24 protein-coding genes are annotated in these 24,299 nt (G+C 37.0%); 8 read left to right on the top strand and 16 right to left on the bottom strand.

All coding sequences use genetic code 11. The features are described from left to right. Positions 1-4: 4 nt before the first annotated feature. Together JR347_RS12265 and JR347_RS12260 are read left to right on the top strand one after the other, a co-directional pair. Entirely contained in the window at positions 5-1,306 is a 1,302-nt protein-coding gene (locus JR347_RS12265; protein ID WP_205720897.1) for a DUF1015 domain-containing protein, read from the top strand. Next, positions 1,272-1,841: a Maf family protein gene (locus JR347_RS12260; protein WP_205720896.1), complete on the top strand. Its 570-nt coding sequence runs from the start codon at positions 1,272-1,274 to the stop codon at positions 1,839-1,841. Before JR347_RS12265 ends, JR347_RS12260 begins: the two co-directional genes overlap by 35 nt. On the opposite strand, the gene JR347_RS12255 is transcribed toward JR347_RS12260, so the two are convergent. From JR347_RS12255 to JR347_RS12240, 4 genes are read right to left on the bottom strand one after another with little or no spacing between them, the layout of a single operon-like run. Next, a complete protein-coding gene (locus tag JR347_RS12255; RefSeq protein WP_205720895.1) occupies positions 1,838-2,929 on the bottom strand; it encodes a glycosyltransferase family 4 protein in 1,092 nt (363 codons plus the stop codon). The two genes, JR347_RS12260 and JR347_RS12255, sit on opposite strands and share 4 nt — an antisense overlap. Then, on the bottom strand, positions 2,926-3,762 hold the full coding sequence (locus JR347_RS12250; RefSeq protein ID WP_205720894.1) for a class I SAM-dependent methyltransferase: 837 nt from the start codon (positions 3,760-3,762) through the stop codon (positions 2,926-2,928). The genes JR347_RS12255 and JR347_RS12250 overlap by 4 nt, the downstream gene beginning before the upstream one ends. After that, complete coding sequence (locus tag JR347_RS12245; RefSeq protein WP_205720893.1) at positions 3,759-4,517, bottom strand: glycosyltransferase family 2 protein; 759 nt, start codon at positions 4,515-4,517, stop codon at positions 3,759-3,761. The genes JR347_RS12250 and JR347_RS12245 overlap by 4 nt, the downstream gene beginning before the upstream one ends. Next, on the bottom strand, positions 4,514-5,497 hold the full coding sequence (locus JR347_RS12240) for a glycosyltransferase family 9 protein (RefSeq protein WP_205720892.1): 984 nt from the start codon (positions 5,495-5,497) through the stop codon (positions 4,514-4,516). The genes JR347_RS12245 and JR347_RS12240 overlap by 4 nt, the downstream gene beginning before the upstream one ends. A gap of 93 nt (positions 5,498-5,590) precedes the next feature. On the opposite strand from JR347_RS12240, the gene JR347_RS12235 reads away from it, so the two are divergent. Then, complete coding sequence (locus tag JR347_RS12235) at positions 5,591-6,610, top strand: YncE family protein (RefSeq protein ID WP_205720891.1); 1,020 nt, start codon at positions 5,591-5,593, stop codon at positions 6,608-6,610. A 51-nt stretch (positions 6,611-6,661) separates the two neighbouring features. Here the strand turns inward: JR347_RS12235 and JR347_RS12230 are convergent, their stop codons facing one another. From JR347_RS12230 to sdaAB, 3 genes are read right to left on the bottom strand one after another with little or no spacing between them, the layout of a single operon-like run. Then, a complete protein-coding gene (locus JR347_RS12230; RefSeq protein WP_205720890.1) occupies positions 6,662-8,035 on the bottom strand; it encodes an efflux RND transporter periplasmic adaptor subunit in 1,374 nt (457 codons plus the stop codon). A gap of 2 nt (positions 8,036-8,037) precedes the next feature. After that, complete coding sequence (locus tag JR347_RS12225; protein WP_205720889.1) at positions 8,038-9,486, bottom strand: TolC family protein; 1,449 nt, start codon at positions 9,484-9,486, stop codon at positions 8,038-8,040. Between the two features lie 10 nt (positions 9,487-9,496). Continuing rightward, positions 9,497-10,174: an L-serine ammonia-lyase, iron-sulfur-dependent subunit beta gene (sdaAB, locus tag JR347_RS12220; protein ID WP_205720888.1), complete on the bottom strand. Its 678-nt coding sequence runs from the start codon at positions 10,172-10,174 to the stop codon at positions 9,497-9,499. 132 nt (positions 10,175-10,306) lie between these two features. On the opposite strand from sdaAB, the gene JR347_RS12215 reads away from it, so the two are divergent. Next, positions 10,307-11,113, top strand: coding sequence for an aminotransferase class IV (locus JR347_RS12215; protein WP_205720887.1), 807 nt, complete (start codon positions 10,307-10,309; stop codon positions 11,111-11,113). Here the strand turns inward: JR347_RS12215 and JR347_RS12210 are convergent. Continuing rightward, positions 11,091-11,885 (bottom strand): thymidylate synthase, encoded by a 795-nt coding sequence (locus tag JR347_RS12210; protein WP_205720886.1) that lies wholly within the window; start codon positions 11,883-11,885, stop codon positions 11,091-11,093. The two genes, JR347_RS12215 and JR347_RS12210, sit on opposite strands and share 23 nt — an antisense overlap. Positions 11,886-12,028: 143 nt before the next feature. Between JR347_RS12210 and JR347_RS12205 the strand changes: the two genes are divergently transcribed. Both JR347_RS12205 and JR347_RS12200 read left to right on the top strand, forming a co-directional pair. Next, positions 12,029-14,290 (top strand): efflux RND transporter permease subunit, encoded by a 2,262-nt coding sequence (locus JR347_RS12205; protein WP_205720885.1) that lies wholly within the window; start codon positions 12,029-12,031, stop codon positions 14,288-14,290. Further along, complete coding sequence (locus JR347_RS12200) at positions 14,290-15,303, top strand: glycoside hydrolase family 113 (RefSeq protein ID WP_205720884.1); 1,014 nt, start codon at positions 14,290-14,292, stop codon at positions 15,301-15,303. The genes JR347_RS12205 and JR347_RS12200 overlap by 1 nt, the downstream gene beginning before the upstream one ends. A 1-nt stretch (position 15,304) precedes the next feature. On the opposite strand, the gene JR347_RS12195 is transcribed toward JR347_RS12200, so the two are convergent. Together JR347_RS12195 and JR347_RS12190 are read right to left on the bottom strand one after the other, a co-directional pair. Continuing rightward, a complete protein-coding gene (locus JR347_RS12195) occupies positions 15,305-15,802 on the bottom strand; it encodes a TerB family tellurite resistance protein (protein WP_205720883.1) in 498 nt (165 codons plus the stop codon). A 215-nt stretch (positions 15,803-16,017) separates the two neighbouring features. Continuing rightward, positions 16,018-16,875: a hypothetical protein gene (locus JR347_RS12190; protein WP_205720882.1), complete on the bottom strand. Its 858-nt coding sequence runs from the start codon at positions 16,873-16,875 to the stop codon at positions 16,018-16,020. 143 nt (positions 16,876-17,018) lie between these two features. Between JR347_RS12190 and JR347_RS12185 the strand changes: the two genes are divergently transcribed. Next, entirely contained in the window at positions 17,019-17,702 is a 684-nt protein-coding gene (locus tag JR347_RS12185; RefSeq protein ID WP_205720881.1) for a peptidoglycan DD-metalloendopeptidase family protein, read from the top strand. Here JR347_RS12185 and JR347_RS12180 read toward each other — a convergent pair. From JR347_RS12180 to JR347_RS12155, 6 genes are all read right to left on the bottom strand, one after another. After that, positions 17,699-18,772: an alanine racemase gene (locus tag JR347_RS12180; RefSeq protein WP_205720880.1), complete on the bottom strand. Its 1,074-nt coding sequence runs from the start codon at positions 18,770-18,772 to the stop codon at positions 17,699-17,701. The two genes, JR347_RS12185 and JR347_RS12180, sit on opposite strands and share 4 nt — an antisense overlap. A 1-nt stretch (position 18,773) precedes the next feature. Further along, positions 18,774-19,934, bottom strand: a complete 1,161-nt coding sequence (gene alr / locus JR347_RS12175) for an alanine racemase (RefSeq protein ID WP_317192601.1) — start codon at positions 19,932-19,934, stop codon at positions 18,774-18,776. After that, positions 19,931-21,061, bottom strand: a complete 1,131-nt coding sequence (locus tag JR347_RS12170; protein WP_235689647.1) for an amidohydrolase — start codon at positions 21,059-21,061, stop codon at positions 19,931-19,933. The genes alr and JR347_RS12170 overlap by 4 nt, the downstream gene beginning before the upstream one ends. Before the next feature lie 11 nt (positions 21,062-21,072). Continuing rightward, a complete protein-coding gene (locus JR347_RS12165; protein ID WP_235689803.1) occupies positions 21,073-21,471 on the bottom strand; it encodes a GNAT family N-acetyltransferase in 399 nt (132 codons plus the stop codon). A 61-nt stretch (positions 21,472-21,532) separates the two neighbouring features. Next, positions 21,533-22,969 carry a sodium:solute symporter family protein gene (locus JR347_RS12160; protein ID WP_205720878.1) on the bottom strand — a complete coding sequence of 479 codons (1,437 nt, stop codon included), beginning with the start codon at positions 22,967-22,969 and terminating at the stop codon, positions 21,533-21,535. Between the two features lie 109 nt (positions 22,970-23,078). Then, the gene (locus tag JR347_RS12155; RefSeq protein WP_205720877.1) at positions 23,079-23,552 is read right to left on the bottom strand and encodes a MarR family winged helix-turn-helix transcriptional regulator; all 474 of its coding nucleotides are present in this window, start codon (positions 23,550-23,552) and stop codon (positions 23,079-23,081) included. Positions 23,553-23,625: 73 nt separating this feature from the next. Here JR347_RS12155 and JR347_RS12150 point away from each other — a divergent pair, with 73 nt between their 5' ends. Then, complete coding sequence (locus JR347_RS12150; protein ID WP_205720876.1) at positions 23,626-24,285, top strand: DUF4159 domain-containing protein; 660 nt, start codon at positions 23,626-23,628, stop codon at positions 24,283-24,285. Positions 24,286-24,299: the final 14 nt, after the last annotated feature.

Genomic DNA, 24,299 nt, shown 5'->3' with positions numbered 1-24,299 from the left:
AAGCATGGCTGAAATTAAACCTATTCGTCCCTGGAGATTTAATGACGATCTATCTAAGAATATAGATAATTTAACCTCTCCACTTTTCGATGTTGTTTCTGATAAACAGCGTGAAAGTTTATATCAGAATCAGTATAACAGCATTCATCTATCTGTTCCGAAAGGTCCGAATGCCGCTGACAATGCGAAAAAACTGTTAGAGGAATGGAAGACTTCAGGAGCTGTAAAGCAGGATGATCTTTATGGCATTTATGTTTATTACCAGTACTTTACGTTGCCAGGTAGCCATAAAGAGTATTGCCGAAAAGGATTCATTTGCAATTTAAGAGCTTATGATTGGGAGGATAAAGTACTTCTAAGGCATGAAAATACCATGCCCGGGTCAGTAAATGATCGTATTGATATCCTTGAAAAAACCCAGCTTAACGTGAGCCCTACTCATGGCCTCTATACTGATGAAACTTTTGAGTTAGAGAAATACATGGATGAGAGCATGAAGTTTCCCATCTATGAAACAGAAGATTATCAAGGTGTTAGAGATGTATTAAGTGTAATACATGATGCCGAAGTAATAAAAAGGTTTATAACTCTGATTGACGACAAGCAAATCATTTTGGCTGACGGCCATCACCGTTATGAAGGTTCTTTGATGTATCGTCATAAAATGATGGCTGAGAATAAAAATCATACTGGTAAGGAAGGATACAATTATCATTTGATGTTTTTAACCAACACTGAAGCTGATGATTTAAGAATACTTCCCACACATCGTCTGATTAGAAACATTGAAAATTTTGATCCACAAGAATTACTTAAAAAGCTTGAACCCTATTTCATTTTCAAACCAGTTGATGATCCTTACAATATCAACGAAATCATATTAGGTAAACAATGGGCTTTTGGTCTACTCTTTAAAGATTTTGCAATTAAAGTGCGATTGAAGCCTGAAATGATTAATGAAATCAAGTGGAACTTCCCACAAGAAATAAAAGAGCTTGACCTTACTGTCATGCATTATTTTATCATAGAAAAGGCACTTGGAATTGAAGGTAAAGACCAACGGGCATCGGATAAGTTAATATTTGATCGCAGTTTCGGGGATTGTTTGGCTAAAGTAATTACCGAAGAAGTTCAAATGGCCATTATCACTAATGACATTTCTATGGAGGATGTGAAAAAGGTGTGTTATAGTGGTTATACAATGCCTCAAAAATCGACTTATTTCTATCCTAAAGTAATATGCGGATATCTTTTCAGTTCAATTAAAGAAGATGAGTTTCAATCGCCACCTTATACTTGCTTCTAAATCACCGAGAAGGCAGCAATTACTGAAAGAAGCCGGCTATCAATTTGAAGTGCTTACGAAAGAGGTTGATGAATCATTTCCTGATGATCTGGACCCTAAAGATGTAGCTGCGTATTTGTCAAGAAAAAAAGCAGATGCATTTAGTGATGAAATCAACGATTCAGTCTTAATTACAGCGGATACGGTAGTTAAGGTTGGCAAAACAATTCTCAATAAACCTGCTGATGAAAATGAAGCATTTGAAATGCTATCGCTGTTAAATAATAGGAGTCATGAGGTAATTACCGGTTTTACGATTAAAGACAAATCAAGGCAAGTCACAAAATCTTGTACCACAATTGTTCATTTCAGGAATTTAACTGATGATGAACTTTGGCATTATATTAAAACCTACAAGCCCTTTGATAAAGCTGGTGCCTATGGTATACAAGAATGGATTGGTATGGTAGGAATTGATAAAATTGAGGGGTCCTATTTCAATGTGGTAGGCCTACCTGTTCATGCTATTGCAGAAGCTTTGAAGGACTTCAACTAAACTATTTCCTGATATATTTTCAGCGTCTTTTTTGCTGTCTCTTCTTTTGTGAAGTTCTTAATGTGTGCTTTAGCATTGGTAATTAATCGTTGCTTTAATTCGTTATCCGAAGCCAGTCTTAAAACCGCCTCAGTTAAGTGATTGGAGTCCTTCACATCGCATAGAAGGCCTGTTTGCTCATTGATGACCAACTCAGGGATACCACCCGCATTTGTTGCAACAACAGGAATGTCATTTGCAAAGGCATCAATAATTGAGGTGCCCAGACCTTCTGTTTTAGAGGTAATAAGAAATAAATCAAAGTTTCTCAGATATTCGATAGGGTTGCTAACAAATCCTGTAAAAATAACATGGTCTCCAATTCCCTGGCTATAGCAATATTTCTTAATCTCATCTTCTAGCGGCCCATCTCCAAGAATAAAGAATTTGCATTTAAAGCCACTTTGAATAATCAAATAAGCAGTATCTATAAACGTGTAATAATCTTTATGATCTGCCAATGCCGAAGTATTACCAATAATAAATGTAGCTGGATCAATTTTATACTGCTTTTTTAAATCCAGTTCATCAGTTGATTTAAACTTATCCAGATCCACTCCGCTATGAACAGTAACGCATGCATCCTCATATTTTTCACCCAAATAGTTGATCATGATATTTCGTATGGCTTCAGAAACACATAGTATCTTTTTAATGCCTTTAAAGGTGTATTTCCATCTGGTGAATAGACTTGATCCAGGAACAAAATCGACCCTTCTTGATAATACAAACTTGGCTCTACACCCTCTCAAGTATGAATAGAACGCCACTGTATGCCCTTTCGAGGTATGTAAATGAATTAGATCAAACTCTTTAGATATCTTTTTTAAGACTTTAGCCCCTTTGCTAAAACCCTTTAAGCCTGAGAATTGTGTAGTATGATAATTAATAGAATTGGATTCACAATATTTCTCAAACTCTGATCCTTGCTGACATAAAACCTCGTTATGTACGCCATGAGACTGCAATTCAGTAATCAGGTAAGCTATCTGCTGCTCACCGCCCCGCCAACTTCGTTCGCTTGATATGTGTAATACCTTTAGGCTCACTTCTTTCTCAACACAATTCTAAACCCTGATTTAAACAAATACTTATCAATCCAAGAATTCTTAACCTTCCCATTTTCAATTTTCTTCACATCATTGCTCATATGTAGCGTTTCAAAACCAAATTTCGAACTTAAAATGTTTGAAAAATGATGTGGGTTATAGTAGGTTAAGTGCTGCCATGTATCGTAGTAACTGCCTTTCTTTTTTCTTAAACCTAGTGAGTCTAAGGTCTTCTTAATTTTAATAGAAAGAGAATCTATATTTGGTGTTGCGATGTAAAGAATACCGCCAGGCTTTAAAATTTCTCTGATCTTGCTTAAATACTCGCCTGGATTTTTAGGGTGCTCAATCACATGGTTCATATACACACAATCATATGTTTCAGCAGGTAAATCAATATCTTCAAACTTTCCGGAGTACATTTTAATTGAGAACTTATCCGCTAACTCCTTTGTAAAATCCGGATCAACCTCATAGCCTTCAACCTCCCAGCCCCTGTCTCGTGCCACTTTCATGTCAAACCCATTTCCAGAACCTATAGAAAAGAATTTACCTGGATTGATGTATTCTTCAATTAACTGAATGTTGTCCTGATGCTTTGCAAATCGTGGGTTTTCTTCATCACCATATCTATGATGTTTGAAATCCTTACTTTGATATTCAGCATAGAAGTCACTTAGATACTGATCAGTGTATTGAGGATTCATGAACTTCATGTTGCAGTTATTGCATTTAAAAATCCTGATTCCTTTATGGTCTTGAGTAAAATAGTTTATATCAGACGAACCACATACAATGCACTCTTCAAGTTCTTGATCAAAGGTGAACTTCATTTATTTCTGCTTAATACAAATAGTTTAGCGTATTTCTGAAACTTATAAAAAGCTCCGTTAATACACACGATAAACCCATAATAACCGTCTAAGATACCAAGCTTTAGAAAATAGTTCTTAAAAAAAAGCCAAAATGGGTATATCATCAAATGTGTTAAAAAATAGGCCTTTTTACCGCGCTTAAAGCTTTCCTGAGCCGCAATAGTAGTGAACTTATCAATTTGTTGTATGTGCTGACTAATCGTATGAAATGAATAATGAAGTATGTCGCCTTTTAAGTGTTGAACTTTAATGCTTTCATTCACTTTTACAGAATCGTGAGGGTTTTCACCACCCCACTTACCTTCATTTCTATTCCAAAACCTAATTTTAGTATCAGGGTACCAACCACAATGATGAATCCACTGCCCACAATAAGATGTAAGCCTATTCATTTTATAAGCTACGCCACTCTCTCCTGAATTTTTTAATTGTTGAATTGACTCAATTAATTTTTCAGAAAGCTCTTCATCGGCATCTAAAGAAAGAACCCAGTCATAACTCGCTGATGCCATGGCAAAGTTCTTTTGTTCAATATGGCCTTCAAATTTATTTTCGATGAACGTAGCTCCCATTTCTTGTGCAATCTCTTTTGTTCTGTCAGTTGAAAATGAATCAACAACTACTAGTTCATCAGCTACCTTGCCTAATGACTCCAAACATCGCCTGATGTTCATCTCCTCATTAAATGTAATTACAACTCCTGATATCTTCATTTCATAGCAAGTTGATCAATACTAATATTCTCAGCGCATTTAAAATGACCTTTTGGACATTTTCTGTAACCATGCAGGCCACAAGGTCGACAAGATAAGTCCTCTTTAACCTCTACAATTCTAGTGTCATCTGATAATGGCCCAAAACCAAAACCGGGTACGGTTGAACAAAAAACGGCTGTTACAGGTGCATTTACTGCAGAAGCAAAATGCAGAGGCGCTGAGTCATTTACGTAATTCATTTTGGCCTTCTCAATGAGAGCAACAGATGCTAAAGGCTTAAGCTGACCCGCCAAATTGATAACCGAAGTATTTGTTGTGGCTTCTAAAATCTGATTGCACAGTTCTTTGTCGGAAGGTGCGCCAATTAAATATACCTGCAAACCTTCCTTTAAACTGTTTAGTAGCTCAATCCACTTATGTGCAGGAAATTGCTTTGTAAACCACACTGAAGCAGGAGCAACAGTTATGTATTCTTTGGTTTGATATACTTCAACTGATTTATAATCATCAGCCGAAGGGTATAATCTTGGTCGCACAGGTTTGCTATCCGTAAATGATTCAATCATACGCTGATTTCTCATGACTTCATGATCGCTCCCACTCGATTCAATGATATGATCAAATGATTCGCTGAAAAGAAATGACATGGGATTCTTCTTAAATCCGATGGTGCGCTTTGCCCCAGATAACACAGTGATGACTCCCGAGGATAAAAAACGTTGCAAATTGATTGCCAGATCAAACTTTTCTTTTCTAAAACTAGAAATAAGGCTGCGTGTACTTGCCCATTTTTGACCTTTATCTAATATCCAAAGCCTATCAATTTTGGGATGATTTTTTAGAACTGCCTCATTACCCTTTCTCAACAAAAAGTGGAGCTCAACATTAGGTAATTGCGCCTTGATTTTTTCCACTAAAGCAGTGGCTAAAACCACGTCTCCAAGAAATGCAGTTTGTATGACAAGTATTTTATTCACTTTTTACTTAATTGCCGTGTGAAGATAATTTTATTCACAAGAGCGACCAAATTGGAGTTGCTAAACAATTACAGAACAAATTAAACAATCGACATGAAATATTTTTTGATTATTACGCTGCTCATGGTCAACGTGTTTGTTCACTCTCAACCTTATGGACAAGGTGAATTATTGGTATTGAACAAATCAGATCATAATGTGTCATTCATATCGCTGGCGACAGGCAAAGAAACTACTGTACTCGAAGTTGGAAAAAATCCTCATGAGGTAGCAGTTTCACCCAATGAAAAGTATGCAGCGGTTACAAATTATGGGAATGGTGAAAACCCGGGAAATACAATTTCAATAATCAATTTAGTTAAAAGAAAAGTAGTGAACACTCATGAATTTGTGCAAGGCATTAAACCACATGGTATTGAATTTGCCGATAATGAAACATTGTTATTCACTGCAGAGGGTACCGAAAGTTTTTATCTGATTAATCTAGAAGGAGAAGTTCTTGATGTCATCAAAACTTCTCAAAAAATAAGTCATATGCTGGCTTATGATTCTAAAAGTAAATTAGCGTTTGTAGCAAATATTGGATCAGGTTCGGTAACCGTTATTGATGTTGCCAAACGTGTTAAGGTGAAAGACATCATGACAGGTGACGGTGCAGAGGGCATAGCTATAAACCTAGAACAAACAGAAGTCTGGGTAACAAATAGAGAAGATAACTCTATAAGTATCATTGATATCCAGTCCTTAAAGGTGACTCAAACTTTAGCTACAGAAAACTTTCCAATTCGTATTAAATTCACTTACAACGGAAACATGGCACTGGTATCATGTGCTAAGGCAGGTACCGTAATGGTGTTTGATTCTAAGTCCAAAACTAAGATCAAGTCCATTGTTATTAATGAACAAGAAGTGGAGGACAATGGCGAGCGTTTGTCTGCTTCGTTTGGTGAAGGGCCAATTCCAATCGGAATTTTAATTCATCCATCAGATAAGTTTGCCTATATCGCAAATACAAATGCCGATATTGTAACCGTACTTGATTTAACCAAACTTGAGATTTGTGGAAGAATAAGCACTCGAAGTGAACCTGATGGATTGGGTTATATAAAATAAAAACACCCTCATTTTGAGGGTGTTTCCACAATTCATTTAATTAGGCTGAAGTTATTCCTCCTTCTTCTGTTCTTTCTTCTCTTCCTTTTTCTTAATAGCATCACCATCATTTAAGCGTTTAGATACCACCAAAAACGGACCTGAAACTACTTCGTCACCTTCAGCTACGCCACTTACTATTTCAATATTCTCGTAATCGCTTATTCCGGTCTTCACTTCAACCATCTTAGCTTTACCTTCTTTGTTTAAGAACACCACTTCTTTAACTTCCTCATCTTCTGTATTCTTCTTGTCTTCCTGAGGTGGAGTTTCAGAATCATCGTCAGACTTTCTATTCATAAACCCTACTCTTTCACCAGGTTTTCTGGTAGTAACAGCGGCTAAAGGCACGGTTAAAACATTTTCTTTTCTTTCGGTAATAATTTCTACACTTGCAGTCATACCCGGTCTGAATGGATATTTGTTACCTTTTTTGATCAAATCTTTATAGGATGAATTTAGAATCTTAATTCGTACTTCAAATTCTGTTACTGCATCTGGTGAGGCCTTGTCGTTAGCAGTATTAGCTATTGCCGTAACCAAACCTTTAAACTCCTTTTCTAAATGACTATAAGAATCAACATCTATTAAGGCAGTGTCACCTAATGCCACTCTGATAATGTCATTCTCATTCACATTTACGCGAACTTCCATTTGGTTTAGGTCTGCAATACGCATCATTTCAGTACCTTGAAACTGCTGCGTACCTAGAACTGTCTCCCCTTTTTCGACATTTAGTTTCGAAACAGTTCCTGTCATTGGAGAATTTACCGTAGCTCTTCTCAGGTTTTCTTGAGCCTGATCTAACTGGGCCTCACTACTTTTTACAATAAACCTTGAGGCTTCAACAGATTCTTTTGCAGACTTTAAATCATTTTCAGACACGGCATAATTCTGCTGTGCCAATTGCCAATCTGCTTCAGAGATTACCTTATCATCAAACAACTTCTTTTGGCGCTCGTAGTCTTGTTTTGCTCTAATGAATGTTGCCTCTGCTCTTGCCAAAGAAGCTCTGGAAGATGCTAAATTAGCCTTTTGCTGATTTAAAGAAGCCCTGGCTTGTTCAGCGGCTGCTATAAAATTATCAGGTCTTATTTTAGCCAGTACATCTCCTTTTTGAACAGAATCACCTTCCTCTATATTCAGAACAATTAGCTCACCAGAAACTTCAGGACTCAATTTAACTTCTACTACCGGCTGCACCTGACCAGAAGCACTTACCTTTTCGGTAATTGATACTTTTTTAGCCTTCGCTAATTCAACTTCAGTTTCTTTTGCTTTACCAATCCAACCAGCCTGTTTTGCAACTACCAATAAGATGATCAATACAATAAGGCCTCCTATTGAATAATAAAGCCATTTATTAGTTTTTTTTGTTTTTGCCATGATTAAAATTCTAAAGGTTTTCCTTGATAGAAATCGAGTATTTTTTGTCTAAAAATAAAATCAAATTTTGCTCTTAATAAATCAGATTTTGCCTGAAATAAATCGTTCTCCGCAACCTGATAATCTACATAGTTGGCTGCACCAACTTCATACCGCTGCTTAATTACCCTAAATGATTCCTCTCTTGCTTCCACTTGCTTTTGAGATGATTCGTACGACTTAGCTGCAGCAATTACATTGTTATATGCCTGTTCAATGGTTTGCCATAACTGATACTTTGTTTCTTTCTCAGTAAGATCAGCACGACTTTGAGTGATTTGTGACCTCTGAACACTATTTCTTGCAGCAAAACGATTAAAGATGGGTATGCTCAGGTTTAGGCTAATAAACTTTCTCAATTGATCTTCATACTGTTCAGTAAATGGGTAATCAGGCAGAAGCTGACCTGAGGGTATCTCCTGTTCGGCTAAAACAGGTGTACCTGAACCCTGTACAAAACCTATTTGTTCTTCTATGATTCTTGGCGCTCCCCCATCCGGCACAAACCTGGGGCCATCTGCCACATCGGAATATTGCGTACTCAAGCCTGCATTCAAGCTCAAAGTAGGATATAATGTGCCCTGCTGCGTCTTAACACCATATTCAGCACTTTTAACATTATAAGCTGCTGCCTGTACATTTGGCTGAGAGCTTAATGCAATATTATATATCTCTATAGCTGTCAAGTCCATTACAGGATTAACATTTATCTCCGCATCAGGTAATGCTATGTCAATATTTTGTTCCGGAGGAAGTTGAAGAGCCTGCTTTAATTGTATTCTCGCATTATTATAATCATTTTCCCGGTTCACTTGATTGAGCTCATTGGTTGCCTTTTGAGCTAATAAATCAAGTAAATTAGATATTGGTAACGCTCCTGCATCTACCCTTTTTCTCGTTATCTCCACTTGCTGAGTTGTTGATTCCAATTGTTTCTTCGAGTTTTCAAAAAGCTCTTTGGTAAACAACACATTTGTGTAAAATGAGACGACATTTAAAATTGTGTTATTCTCTGTGTCTTCAACAGTCTTTTCTGTTGCCTTATAGCTGTACTCATTCTGTTTAATGTTATTATTAATATTAAAACCATTAAAAAGAGTTACTGAACTGCTCACATTAGCATTAGAAGATACAATTCGCTGATTTTCAACGAATAAGTTGGTGGTTGGATCGATAGATCTACCCCAGCTAAAACCGTAAGATCCATTGGCATTTAGATTTGGTAATCGGTTGTATTGTGCCTGCTTATAATTGATCTCAGCATTGGTTAAGTCAAGTCGACTTCTTTGTATAGTTATATTGTTTGCCAATGCATAATCAATACACTCTTGGAGCGTCCAAACGTTATTCTCCTGCCCAAAGGCACATAAAGAAGTGAATACTAATAATATAAGTAGTTTAAATCGATGCATTTTTAGTTGATTATAAATCGATGTCTGGAATGTAAATTATTTGGTTGACCCAATTAAGACTTTTGAGATAATCTAATGTTACAGGTTTAAGGCCGGAGTCCATTTCAATGACAAGACACGCCTCATCATTCTTACCTTTTCTGGAAACGCTCATTGTAGCTATGTTGCAATCATCATTAGATAGAATGCTGGATATATGCGCTATTGAGCCTTTTGTATCCTTTGCCTTAATAATTAGTGTATGCAAGCTAGCTGAGAAATCAGCATCAAAACCATCTACCTCAGCGATGTTAATTACACCGCCACCTTTACTTTGGCCTATAATTTCCACTTTCTTATCCCCTTTCTGCAAATTCAGTTTAATTGAATTCGGGTGCATTGTGGATGCATTGCCAACAGATTTAAAAGTGTATTTCAAACCCTCTTTTTTGGCCAGATCAAAGGAGGTTTTAATTCGGGCATCATCTGTCTTAAAGTCTAAGAGACCGGCAATTATTGCTTTATCGCTACCATGGCCCTCATATGTTCTTGCAAATGAATTGTAAAAAGTAATAATCGCTTCATCTGGCCTACCACCCAACACTCTGATTGCCGCACGAGCTATTCTAACCACGCCAGCAGTATGCGAGCTTGACGGTCCGATCATCACCGGGCCTATCATATCAAATACACTACTTTTTTCTGCCATACCTGTGGTAAATTATCTGTGTCAATATTAACTATATTTTTACTTTCGTGATGATGCTTTGATTATAAATGGTTTATATTCATTTTAAACTCCGAATAACTTAGGACAGAATTTTATAAAAGCCTCTAAATTTTGAAATACATCTATAACAGTGAGCCAGTAGATAAGATTGAATTCTTAACTCCCAACAACCGATCATTCTTATTTGGCGATGGTGTTTTTGAAACTATTTTGGTTCTTCAGAATGAAATAAGGTTTCTTGAACAACATCACACTCGCTTTACGGCTGCAATGAAAGCCATTGGTTTGAATTCAAGCAAGCTCACACGAGAATTATTTACAAAGAGTATCAGTTCTGCTTTAGAAATTAACTCATCAGCAACAGCCCGAGTAAAATTTATGCTCTGGCGAAAGGAAACCCCTGATCAAGTTGGTTATAGAACTTACACAAGCGATTTTGATTTTTTGGTGAGCATTAAAAACAACGTTAATCCTGTAATAATTGAGTCAAGTAATTTAGGGCTATCACATAAAGTTCAATTATCACCATCCCCATTCTCAGCCTACAAAACAATGAATTCGCTTCCTTATGTTTTGGCAAGTATTGAAAGATCGGAACGTGAAATTGACGATTTAGTATTAATGAATGTAAAAGGCAATGTTTCAGAGTGTAGCTCTAGCAACCTGTTTTGGATAAAAGAAAATAATCTGTTTACATCACCTTTAGATTCGGGATGTATCGCTGGCATCATGAGGTCAGCAATTCTTGATCAATATAATGTTTTTGAAGAGAATACATCTTATGACGCACTAAAAGGCGCAGAGGCGATATTCTCTACCAATGTTGCAAGACTTCAAATTTTCAAAAGTATCGACAAAAAAGCTCTTGAAACCTCCCACAAACTAATTGATGAAATTAAACAGCTATGGGCGCCTTAATGGTAGGATGAGCCTGATAGTTAACGATCTCGAAATCCTCATATTGGTAGTCAAATAAAGACTCAGGCTTTCTTTTAATATTTAACTTCGGTAATGGATAAGGCTCTCTGGTCAATTGTAGTTCAGCCTGCTCAATATGGTTAGAGTATAAGTGAACATCACCTCCGGTCCATACAAATTCTCCCGGCTCCAAATCGCACTGCTGAGCAAACATGTGAACCATTAATGCATAAGAAGCAATATTAAATGGTACGCCTAAAAAATAATCGGCACTACGCTGATAAAGCTGACAAGAAAGTTTACCATCTGCCACATAAAATTGGAATAGTGCATGGCAAGGAGGCAAAGCCATATTATCAACTTCTGCAGGATTCCACGCAGAAACTATATGCCTTCTCGAGTTAGGGTTATTCTTAATTGAGTTTAAAACATTCGTAATCTGATCAACCGTGCCATTCTGAGGTGTTGGCCAGCTACGCCATTGGTGACCATATACAGGACCTAAATCTCCATTTTCATCGGCCCACTCATCCCAAATAGAAACACCATTATCTTTTAAATATTTGATGTTTGTATCACCATTTAAAAACCACAGTAATTCATAAACTATGGAACGAATGTGTAATTTTTTAGTAGTAACTAATGGGAAGCCTTCACTTAAATCAAACCTCAATTGACGACCAAAAACACTTTTGGTTCCTGTTCCTGTTCTATCTCCTTTTTGAACTCCATTGTCCAAAATATCACGCATCAAATCAAGGTACTGCTTCATAAATGGAAAAATTTGTAGTGGTCTTCAAAAATAAAAAATTATTGTCCGGTTTCACTGCTTAAAATTTCGAAATTTGATCAAATGTTAAAGATTTATAGAAACACTCTCCATTCAATCATGTTATCCATGATGAAAATCATATCATGACAAAAAAGGCAGCACTCCTCTCCATTTTTTTGGTAGTGATAATTACAATTATTGCTGCAAGCCAACTACCGAAGCTTCAATTCAACTATGTATTCGAAGAGTTTTTTCCTGTAGATGACCCTGACCTTATTACTTACCTTGAGTTTGCCGATAAATTTGAAAATGATAACGACTATCTTCTCATCGGTCTTCAGTCAGCCAATGGCATATTTAACGAGGAGTTTATTAAAAAGCTAGATGGCCTCACTACGCATTTCGAAAAACACCCCGCCACAAGTGAAGTTAGGTCAATCGCAAATATCCAACAACCCATTATTTCCATGGCTGGCTATTATGAAGTGCCTTTAATCCATGTTAATGAGCTAAATCGACTAGAACAGGACAGTATACGCTTGTTTAAACAAACAGAGTTAGCGGAAACTTTCATATCGAAATCTGGTAAAGCCACATTGGTATTACTGAAACATGACAAGTTCAGGTCAAAACAAGAGGCAGATGAGTTTGTAAACGAAACCATCAAGGCGATTAAGTCATACAATTTTGATAATTATACTTTGGCCGGAAAACTTTATGCCCAGGGTATTTTTATTGATAAAATACAGCAAGAGCTACTTAAGTTTTTAAGTGCTTCTATTTTACTTGTAATAGTCTTTTTGGTTCTTGCTTACAGAAGTTTTTGGGGTGTACTAATTCCGTTGGCTATTGTACTCTTTTCAACGATTTGGATTCTGGGTTTTATGGCCTTTATGGGCAAGCAATTGGACTTACTGATGGTGTTACTCCCTACTATCATGTTTGTGGTGGGCATGTCTGATGTTGTTCACCTTATGACCAAATATATTGAAAATCTAAGACGCGGGAGTTCAAAAAAAGAGGCTATAAAAGTGGCAATTAAAGAAGTTGGTCTTGCCACATTCCTTACTTCTCTCACTACAGCCATTGGCTTTTTAACATTATTGACAGCCAGTATTGGGCCAATTAAGGAGTTCGGACTTTATACCGCCTTAGGTGTACTTATTGCTTTTGCAGTAGCGTTTATGTTGCTGCCTGCTGTATGGGTTCTTATTAAGAAACCTAAAATCTCCTTAAAGTCAGAAAATAAAGAAGAATGGATCGGTTTTCTTTCTAGCAAATTCATTTGGGTGATAAGAAACAGAAAGCTTATTTCTGTCATTTGCCTTTTAATCATTGCTATATCAGGTTATGGAATCTCCAAAATAGTTGTAAATACTTATTTAATCGAAGATTTACCTCAAGATGATCCGTTAAAGGAAAGCTTTACATTTTTTGATGAGCAATTTGGCGGTTCACGCCCTTTCGAAGTAAAGCTGGAAGTTGGTGAAAGTCATACACTATTATCTCCAGAGGTAGCAAAATCTATTAATCAAATAGAAACCTATTTAAAAGACTCGGTAAAAGTTGGTGGCTTGGTGAGCTCAAATACCATCATCAAATCTCTGAATCAGGCCACTCATGGCGGCAATAGTGAATATTTCAAAATACCTGAAGGCAATAAGTATGATAGCGATCTTAAACGAAATCTGCGAAGAGTAGTAAAAAGAGGTAATTTTGATGGGAAACTGTATGCCGATAGTCTGAAAACAGGTAGAATAAGTGGCTGGGTTAATGACATAGGTAGTGCTATCAGTCTACAAAGAGTAGAAGATTTTCATAAGTATAAAGATAGGGTTCTCGACACATCAATTATTGATGCTCAGGTAACAGGTACATCACTTCTGATAGACAAAAACAACAAATATCTGGCTGATAATATGATGCAAGGTTTAGCAATAGCTTTTGGGGTGGTGGCAATTATTGCAGGGTTTCTATTCAGGTCTTTTCGAATGGTGCTTATTACGTTGATACCAAATGTGATTCCTTTGATGATGGTGGCAGCCATTATGGGTTTCTTTGGTATAACTCTTAAATTATCTACTTCAATTGTCTTTACCATTGCCTTTGGTATTGCTGTGGATGACACCATACACTTTACCAGCAAATTGAAGCTGGAATTACTCAAAAATAAAAGCCTGATCTATGCGCTAAAACGAACCTATCTGAGCACTGGGAAAGCCATTATTGTAACAAGTCTAATTCTTTCAGGAGGGTTTCTAATCTTAATTCTCAGCTCCTTTGGAGGTACATTTTATACAGGTTTGCTGATCAGTCTTACGTTAATCTTCGCCATGATTATTGACTTGACAGTTTTACCCGCGTTTATATTGCTATTTTTAGAAAAACATCGTTTAAGCAAGTAATGAAACTCAAATGGCCTCTGCTATTTTTATCGTGTATACTTATTATTACACTAGCTATTAGTTTTAAGAGTAATACTCCAGAAAAAATTAATGGAGTTAGTCTTGTTGCTCCACGCAACAAAGTAGGTAAAGAAGTCTATGAGCCAATCAATCGTATTGCAGCCAATTGGGTAGCAGTTATCCCCTATTCTTTTACAAAAAGAACTGACCCAAAAGTTCAATTTCAATATAATGGACAGTGGTGGGGCGAAAGTGTGACGGGTACGATTCAAACTATTACGCACGCTAATGAAATGAACTTAAATGTAATGCTCAAACCGCATACCTGGGTGTTAGGTGAAGGTTGGGCTGGCGATTTTGATCTCAACTCAGAAGATGAATGGAAAGTTTGGGAAAGTAGTTATAGAGACTACATTCTTACATTTGCTAAAGTAGCTGACTCACTTAACGTACCACTTTTTTGTATAGGTACTGAATACAGAAAGGCCGTTGTAAAAAGGCCTGCATTTTGGAAAGAACTTATTAGAGAAGTAAGAGATGTGTATTCAGGTAAGTTAACCTACGCTGCGAATTGGGATAACTATCAAAATGTGAGTTTTTGGCAAGATTTGGACTATATAGGTGTAGATGCTTATTTCCCACTTAATGATGCCAAAACTCCAACAATAGAACAGTTAGAATCGTCTTGGGCTCCCATTATTAATGAACTTGAATCATTCTCAAAAAAGTGGAATAAGCAGATACTATTTACCGAATTTGGGTACAAAAGTACAGATTATACTGCCGATGGCCATTGGAAATATGATGGGAAGGAATTGGGTACCAATCAATTAGCACAGGCTAATGCATATGAATCTGCATTTGGGTTATGGAAACAAAACTGGTTTGGTGGCGGGTTTTTATGGAAATGGCATACAAACCATGAATCTGTAGGTGGTCCTGATTGCAAAGAGTTTACGCCACAAAATAAAAAAGCTGAAGAAGTAATTCGTAAATTCTACTCGAAGAATTAAACTACATTGGAAACGAAAGCTTTGGCTTGTCAGACTTAGAAGGCTTGTAATCTGACTTTTTAACTTCGGTTTCTGGTTTTTTGGCGGGTGTTGCAGAAGCTTCCGGGATGTCACGATATTGCATAATGAAACGGTGCAATTCTTTCTGGCGCGCTGTAATATCAGATAAAGTTAAACCTAACTGCTTATGATAGATTCTATAAATCAAATCCCACTCGTTCTTGTCCATGAATCCGTCTGCATTGGCAATTAAACACATCCAGGCAAGACAATTAATTTGATCATTCTGAGTAAAGGACTTTAACTCCTTCATGCAATCTGCAAAAATGGCTTCTTTACTCTCCTTTTCAAGTATACTAATCTGATCGTTAAATTTCTCCTTGCTCATGGCTTCATGCCATAACATTTTCTCACCCATTTCCTTCTCCTTCTCATGCAACTCGCCATCAGCATAAGTGAGTAAATAATAGAGCTTGGTGTTTACAGATATTGACTTCATGATTCAATGTTGAATGTAATATATTTATTAAAGAATAAAAACGATGCCAAAGAAAATATTACATTAAATGCCTATTAAACAGATATTTAGAAAAATGAAGAGTCTCATATCGGGAATTGTTATAATGTATTTCCAATATTGGGATGTATGTTTAATATAAAAAAACCACCGAACTAATTTAGCTCGGTGGTTTAGTAATTACTTTTACTTTAGGACTATTCAACAACTATATCATCGCTTACTCCATCGACAACAATTCTCACCCTTCTATCACATTCGCCATCTCCAAAGTACATTGTTATTATGTTGTTTTCTGTGGTAACAACATTGATACCTTCAACAGGTAACTTTCCTCTTTTGCTTATTCTACAGTTTCTAACAAACACTAAATCTTCTGTTATTAGTCCTGAATATGCCACTCCTCCTCTTGATACACCTGAAGCAGTACCTGAAACTAAAACCTTATCATTTAGAGGGTTAAGGGCTCTTTCCCAAACACGTACTCTATTTACTTCGCGAGTTGCAAAACTTTCGTCTGGCCATGTTAATTTACCTCCTTTAAGTGTAACACTAAACATTAATGTATCCGATAATGATTCAGTAATATTCTCAATTGTCCTTGTTCCTTCAACCTGAATGTCATTAATAGAATAATTATCAAATGACACCACCGAAATTCCACCCGGTGCAAAGAAGCGCCCTGTATGCGAAATTGTGATAATTCCCTTTCTTACGTTCCCTTTTCTATCCACACAACCATCTCCAAAGTCTAATGTAATTGTACCTGACTCTTTAGTTCCTTCATAAGAAAATACACCTTCACACAACCTATCATCTTCAAACTCTTCCATTCTTCCACCACTATTTGCTTCAGTTGCTTCAAGGGATATACTTGATAGGTCATCAATATCTTCAAAAACGGCATCCATTTCGGCATCTGCTTCTACCACATTGGTAGATACAGATTGGTTCTGTCCTACTTCATCATCGGCACAAGAGAACATTAGTAATGATAAAATACCAGCGCTCAAGCTTAGAGTTACTCTTCTAGAATTTAATTTAGTTAGTTTCATGATATGTTATTTTCTTTTTAATCTTCAACCAATCATTTGAATGGCTTTCACTTTAATAACACCGTACCTAACTTGTACCCTTACTCGCTTTCTAAACTTTTTTTTATTGCCTTCCTTTGCACACCTAAATTATCCAATTGCTAATGACTCGAATTGAAGCCATACTGTCCAGAAATAAAGATTTATTTCACCCAACAACACCATTTAATTTTACTAAAGACCCATTCTTTGTATTTGATTTTACAAAGGATAATACTGCTTTAGCGGATGTGAACTTAAATGATGAAAGAAGTTTTAATGATTACATTTTTGGATCACTTGCCAAAGAAAACTGCAAAGTAGGTGTTGGCGGCTATGGTGAAAATCGAACCATTTACAGCCGTAGTGATGTGTTTTCAGATACAGAAAACAGATCGTTGCATTTAGGAATTGATATATGGGCACCTGCCGGCACTCCGGTATACGCACCTGCTGATGCAATAGTGCACAGTTTTAAAGATAACCATCAACACGGTGATTATGGGCCTACTATAATTCTAGAACATGAACTGGAAGGGGTGAAATTTCATACGCTCTATGGTCATCTGAGCAGATCGTCTATAGAAGATTTAACAATAGGAGCTGAAATTAAAAAAGGGACTGAATTTGCGTGGTTCGGAGACTATGAGGAGAATGTACATTGGCCTCCCCATCTTCATTTTCAGGTAATTGAAGATATGGGCGATAAATTTGGTGACTTTCCTGGCGTTTGCAAGCCGAGTGAAAAGGCAATGTGGCTAAAAAACTGTCCTAACCCCAACTTAATTCTGAATATTCCGGGTATTTAGTCAACAATCTTTTTCTCGATGTAATTAGAATTGAGAATGCTCAATGCTCCCATATATCGAAGTTTAAAGGAAATTAAATCACCCACTTTGTAGTTTCTTCTCGTTTTACCAAGGTCTATCACCAACATATCGCTACTCGCACCTGTGATTTCTATTTTCTTGTCATCAGGAATTAAAAACTCAGGCGAAATATCCAGTAATCCTATATCAATAATAGCACGGTAAGATGTTTTACCATAATCTGCCTCGTTAATTTCCAGTACTTCTCCTGATGGATTTTCTGCCAACTCGCCAATAGGCACCTTTGGTTTCTCGTGAAGCTCTATGATCTCTGCATGAAGCTTGAAGATATCATCCTTCATACCCTTCACTGTTTTCATGGTAAATAGGTTCAAACCAAAGTAGAGAATCTCTCCTACTCTAAAATGGTTAATACCCATTGGGCGCATATTCTTCAGCAAAAGCGGAATAGTTACGGAAGTACCGCCTGAAACCCACGGAATTTCTCTTTCAAACTTAGCTTCAATCAATTGCTTGTAAAGACTCAACTGAATAAGTTTATCCTGTGATGGCATTACACCATGCAAGCAATTTAGGTTAGTACCTAGTCCAACAATTTTAATACCTGGCAATTCGAATATCCTCGAATAAAAGTCGATGACATTTTCGCCTAAAACCCCTTCCCTAAGATCTCCCATTTCAATCATTATGATAATCTTATGAAGCTTACCTTGCTTAACAGCTTCTTCTGAAAGCATTTTAATTGTTGAATACTCGCTATTAAAGCTCACATCTGCGAATTGAATAATTCGCTGAATACTCCTTTTGGCAGGTGGTTTTATATAAACAGTCTGTACATCTGGATTCATGGATTTCACAATCTGAAGATTACTAATTCTCGAATCGTGAATTTCCGTTATTCCTAAGTTCAGAATTTCTTTTATATAGGCTCTATTTCCACATAAAAGCTTAGTTACAACTCCCCACTCAATATTTCTTTCACTAAAAAGCTTCGTTAGAAACTTATGATTATGTTTTAATCTAGACTTATGTAGTTCTAAAAATGCCATTTTATTCTATTATTTTTCTAGGTATTCTTTGAGGTAGTCTTGTTAGTAGCTCGTAGTTAAGCTGATTACTTAATTCACCGAAAGAAGCCACTGAAATCTCTAACCCATTGTAGCCTCCAATCAAAATTACTTCATCTCCAACTTCTACTTCTTCCACTTCGGTAATATCAAGCATCATCATATTCATATTAACCAAGCCGATGACGCCTACACGAATACCGTTTACAAGTGCTCTTCCCAAATTACTTAAAACTCGACTGTACCCGTGCGAGTATCCCACAGGTACAGCAGCAATTTTCATGTCCTGTTGTGCTAAAAAACTAGTTCCGTATCCAATAAACTCACCAGTAGTCACATATTTTACGCTCATCACAGAGCTCTTCCATGAGATAACTCTCTTTAGAGGATCATTACGGTCGGGTGTTTTTACTTTACTGACGTAATCGATAAAAGTCTCTTTACTAGGCCAAAAACCGTATTGAAGGATTCCGATCCTTACCATATCCATACAAGTTTTTGGGTAAACCATAGCAGCAGCAGAACAGGCTGTATGTTTTAATTCTGGTTCTATACCTTTAGATAACAGGTATTTATAGTGTTTGTTAAATCTTTTTATTTGTTTCTGTATTCGAACATGGTTAGCCACACTTTCGGCACCGGCAAAATGTGTACAAATACCTTTAACATGTATATGTTCCTGGTTATCGTGAAGTATCGGTATCAGTTTAGCAATTTCTGATTCATTAAAACCAGTTCTATTCAAGCCTGTTTCTACTTCAATATGAATCTTCGCCACTGATTTTAGCCTCTTAGCTTCATTAATGGCTTCCGTAACCCTTGTGCATTCGAAAACGAAAAACTCAACATTGTTTGAAATTGCCCACTCCAAATGCTCATGAGGTATTTCTCCCATAATCATTATCTGTGCTTCGCCATTGGTTGCATCAACAACTTCATAGGCCTCATCAGAGCTAAAGACTGAGAAATGCTTTATACCACATTTAAGTGCCAACTGAACAAACTCTTTAATACCATGCCCATAGGCATTGCCTTTCACTACGGAAGAGATGATTACTTTTTTACCAACTCGCGAACGAACAAAATTGATATTATTCTGCAGTGCTGAGAAACTAAGAAATAATGATGATGGTCCTTCAATCATTTATTCAATAATTGATTAATTATTTGTTTATACATATTTACTCCAATTGGAATAAGATCATCTGGAAAATCATAATCAGGATTGTGCAAATCAGGTGTGCTCTCTCCTGCCCCTAAACCAAACATAGCACCTTTCATATTCTGAGTAAACACACCAAAATCTTCACTCCACCTGAATGGATTATCTGCCTCCATATAATTGAATCCCAAAGCATTAGCCGCTTCGGCAATATGCTCATGGCAATCATCAGCATTGATTGTGGATTTAAATTCTTCTTTTTCTTCAAATGAATACTTCAATCTATACTTTTCCGAAATTTGAACGGCCATCAGTTTGGCTTTATCCTCCAAGATACTCAAATGCTCGTCTTTATATGCTCTAAGAGTAGCCATTACCACTCCTTCACCAGGAGTAATTCCAAAAGATGGACTACCTAGTTTTGCATGAACGACTGTTGTAATCGCAAAATCATCGAGTCCCAATTCTTTATCATTCAGTTTATTCCATGCTTCAATAATTTCTGATATGGCCATTGCAGGACTCACGCCATTTTCAGGTTCAGCAGCATGAGAAGTTTTACCATGGAGATTAACCACCAAGCCTTTAGATGCAGAGGCAAAAACTCCATTTTTAGAAACTATCGTTCCTTTGGGTATTCCGGGTAAATTATGCAGCGCAAAGATGTAATCTATGTTTAATGTACTAAATTTTGAATCGTTGAACATTAGTTCTGCACCTTCACCAGTTTCCTCGGCCGGTTGAAATAGAAGTAAAACAGCACCTTTTTTGGGTCTGTTGTTTTTCAGGTATTCTGCCAGTCCTGCTACCATGGTCATATGCCCATCATGGCCACACTTGTGACCTACCCCTTCGTTAACTGATTTATACTTAAACTCATTGATTTCCTGGATAGGTAATGCGTCTAATTCAGCTCTGAATGCAATATTCAAACCCTGTTCTTGCCCTTTAAAAACGAACACAATACCGCTACCCCCGATATTTTCTATCACCTGATCGGGGTTATACTTCTTAATAAAATCACGAATGACAAGAGCTGTATTAGACTCTTTGTGCGATACTTCCGGATAACGATGAAGCTCTTTTCGCAGAGCTATAAGTTCTTCCAAGATCAGTCAGATTATTTTTTTAATCTCATTTCAAGGTATTTGTTAGTAAACCCTAGCTTCTCGTAAAGAAACTTGGCAGGGTTGTTAGGCTCAACATGTAATGCGATATCACCATCAGCATTTTTAATAGCCTGTTGCATAAGCTTTTTACCAATTCCATGACCTCGATAATCTCTATGCATGGCAATGTATACTAAAATGTACTCTGGAATATAGCCTTTCATACCGGTTTTATTCATTACTACTGCACCAACAATTTTTCCATTGTCTTTGGCAGTAACCACAAAACCTCCCGGTGTTACACCAGCATTGAGCGCATAATCTATTGCCTTTGCAATATCAGCTTTTTCATCACCAAATTCATCTAAATGAGTATGAAGGAATGAAGCTACTGCGTCTCTTTCGATCATACCTACTGTTTCTGCAGGTCGTAATATATTGTAGTCTATTGAAATCTGAGTATCGTTCATATTATGTTTTATTAAGTTTTACAATTTTATCTGTTATTATAAACGTGAACAGCGATGCCATAATTCCATAGATGTTCGCATCGAGCCCCAGCGGAAGATTCACACCTAATAAAATCAGTGTTAGCGTTGTGGTACCACCAATGAGCATCGCAAGAAAAGCAGCCTGCGAACTCCCTTTCGGATAGTAAAGTGCTGCGAGTATTGGCACAAACAGTCCTGAAACCATAAATGCATAGGAATATAGCATTAATTCGAGCACATCTGTCATATAAAGTGCCAGGATCAGAGCTAAAATACCAATAGCCAGTGTTAGCCATTGGCCATACTTCATAATTACTTTGGTTTCTTTTCCAGTGTACAACCATCGGCCTAATACATCAGTGAGTAAGTTACCTGAAGCAGCCATTAAACAGCTATCTGCTGTTGACATGATTGCAGAAAAATAAGCTGACATCATTAAACCTAAAAGGCCAACAGGTAAAATACTACGTAAGAGTAAGGGCAGACCAAGCTCAGGGTCTAAATTGCTAACATCCGCATAGCCAAGCACTTCAAACATTCCCTGGTCGGCAGCTACTCTTCCAAATAGGCCGAGCATTACACCCATTAATGCCATAATGGGCCATTCAAACAGGCCAGCTATAAACCACGCTTTTTTAGCGGTCTTTTCATCACGGCAAGAGTAAATTCGTTGATAAAGTGTCATACCCACAAACCAGATTGGGATTATAGTTATCGCCCAGTTTACCAAAGTTTGCCATTCTACATTGTTGAACCGAAGAAATTCCGGTGCTACTGTTGCTTTTATGGCCTCATAGCCACCTATTTCCATGTAACCGATTGGAATACCAATGAAGATTAAACCTCCCATTAGAATAATCCATTGGATTGTATCGGTATAAATTACGGCTTTAATACCGCCCATAACAGTATACACAATAGCAATAACCCCCATGATTAATAGAGCTGTATTTAGATCAAGATTTACGAAAGAAGCTGAGGCTAACTTTGCGCCTGCTAAAATTTGTGAACTTGTGAATCCTATATAACCAATGGCAGATATTATACCTGCGAGGAGTGCAACTTTTGCATTATAAAAGTGAGCAAAAATTTGCGGGAAGGTAAGTAGCTGCACGTCACCAGATAGCTTATGAACTTTAGGGATTAGAAATACTGCTGCTAACCAAGCACCGATAAGACCAGTAAAAAGCATCCAGGAACCAGATAAGCCCATGGCAAAACCCAAACCACCAAGTCCAATGGAAAAGCCGCCACCAACATCAGTGGCTACCACTGAAAGACCAATGTGCCACGATCCCATGTTCCTACCTCCAACGTAATAATCGTCCGTGCTTTTGTTCTTCTTTAAAAAGAAAAACCCTACCCCCAGCATTATTATCATGTAGACGATAAAGATCGTCAGGTCTATTATGTGCATAAATTAGTTTCTGTAGAAATTAATTTTGGCAAAACTAACCAAAGCAATACTAATAATCCATTTTAGAATGTTTTAATGGAGATTTAATAAATAGTTTGTGCTGAACTATTTAGGAGTTAAATTCATCAACCGTAATCACGGGTGCTGCTTCTATATCCTGAATACCCATGAATTCAATCACTAAACTGAAAGCCTTCTCTAGCTCCTTTACTTTTTTGGGATCTGTAGATTGTAGCTTTTGTGCAAGTCGCTCATGCATTAATTTGGGTGTAGATTTTAATAATTGTTGCCCTAAAGCTGTAAGGGTAATAAAACTCACCCTCCTATCTTCCGGTTTGGTTACTCGTGCAATCACACCTTTCTTTTCTAATCTGGAGGTAATGCCTGTAATTGTTGATGAGTTTAAGTTGAGGTACTGAGAAACTTCTTTGTGAGTGGCCTTAAAACCTGGTTGCTTACTTAAAAAAGTAAGTAAAAGTAATTGGGGTATACTAATGCCGTGCTCCTTTTGAATACGTTTGGATTCCAAGTTAACTGATCGTAGTATTTTTCGTATGCTGATAATGATACTGTCGGCATCCATAGTTCAATTTTAATGAAAAATGTAGTTTAATCGAAAACTTGTCTGTGTGATTCCTATTTTTGATTTATACTTTATGAAAAAGCTTTTAATCATTACTCTTCTAATTTCTGTCTACAATATACAAGCGCAGGACAGGTTAAAACTAGCCAAACTTAAGTATGATGGTGGTGGCGATTGGTATGCTAATAAAACAGCACTCCCTAATCTAGCAGAGTTTTGTAACCAACAGTTAAACATGAATCTCGATGAAGACGATGAAAGTGTTGATGTTAGCAGCCCTGAGCTCTTCCTCTATCCTTACATTTATATGACGGGCCATGGTAATGTTGTTTTCAGTAGTACTGATGCTGAAAACCTAAGAACCTATTTAGAAGCAGGTGGCTTTTTGCATATTGATGACAATTATGGACTAGACCAATTTATTCGCCTGGAAATGAAAAAGGTTTTTCCTGAGTTGGAGTTTGTAGAGCTGCCATTCGACCATCCTATTTATCATCAGAAGTTTGACTTTACAGATGGACTTCCAAAAATTCATGAGCATGATGGCAAACCTGCTCAGGGACTTGCCTTAATTTTTGAAGGTAGAGTTGTTTGTTTCTACAGCTATGAATCAGATTTAGGCAATGGCTGGGAAGATCAGTCGATACATAACGATCCCGAAGAAAAGCGTCAGCAAGCGTTAAAGATGGGTTCTAATCTTGTCTCTTATGCCTTTACAGAATATACTAATTAGAGATTTTTAGATTC

Origin of the sequence: Fulvivirga lutea, assembly GCF_017068455.1 — a bacterium.
Classification (GTDB): domain Bacteria; phylum Bacteroidota; class Bacteroidia; order Cytophagales; family Cyclobacteriaceae; genus Fulvivirga; species Fulvivirga lutea.
Note: the sequence above shows the minus strand (reverse complement) of the source record. Positions and strands in the feature narration are given on the sequence as shown.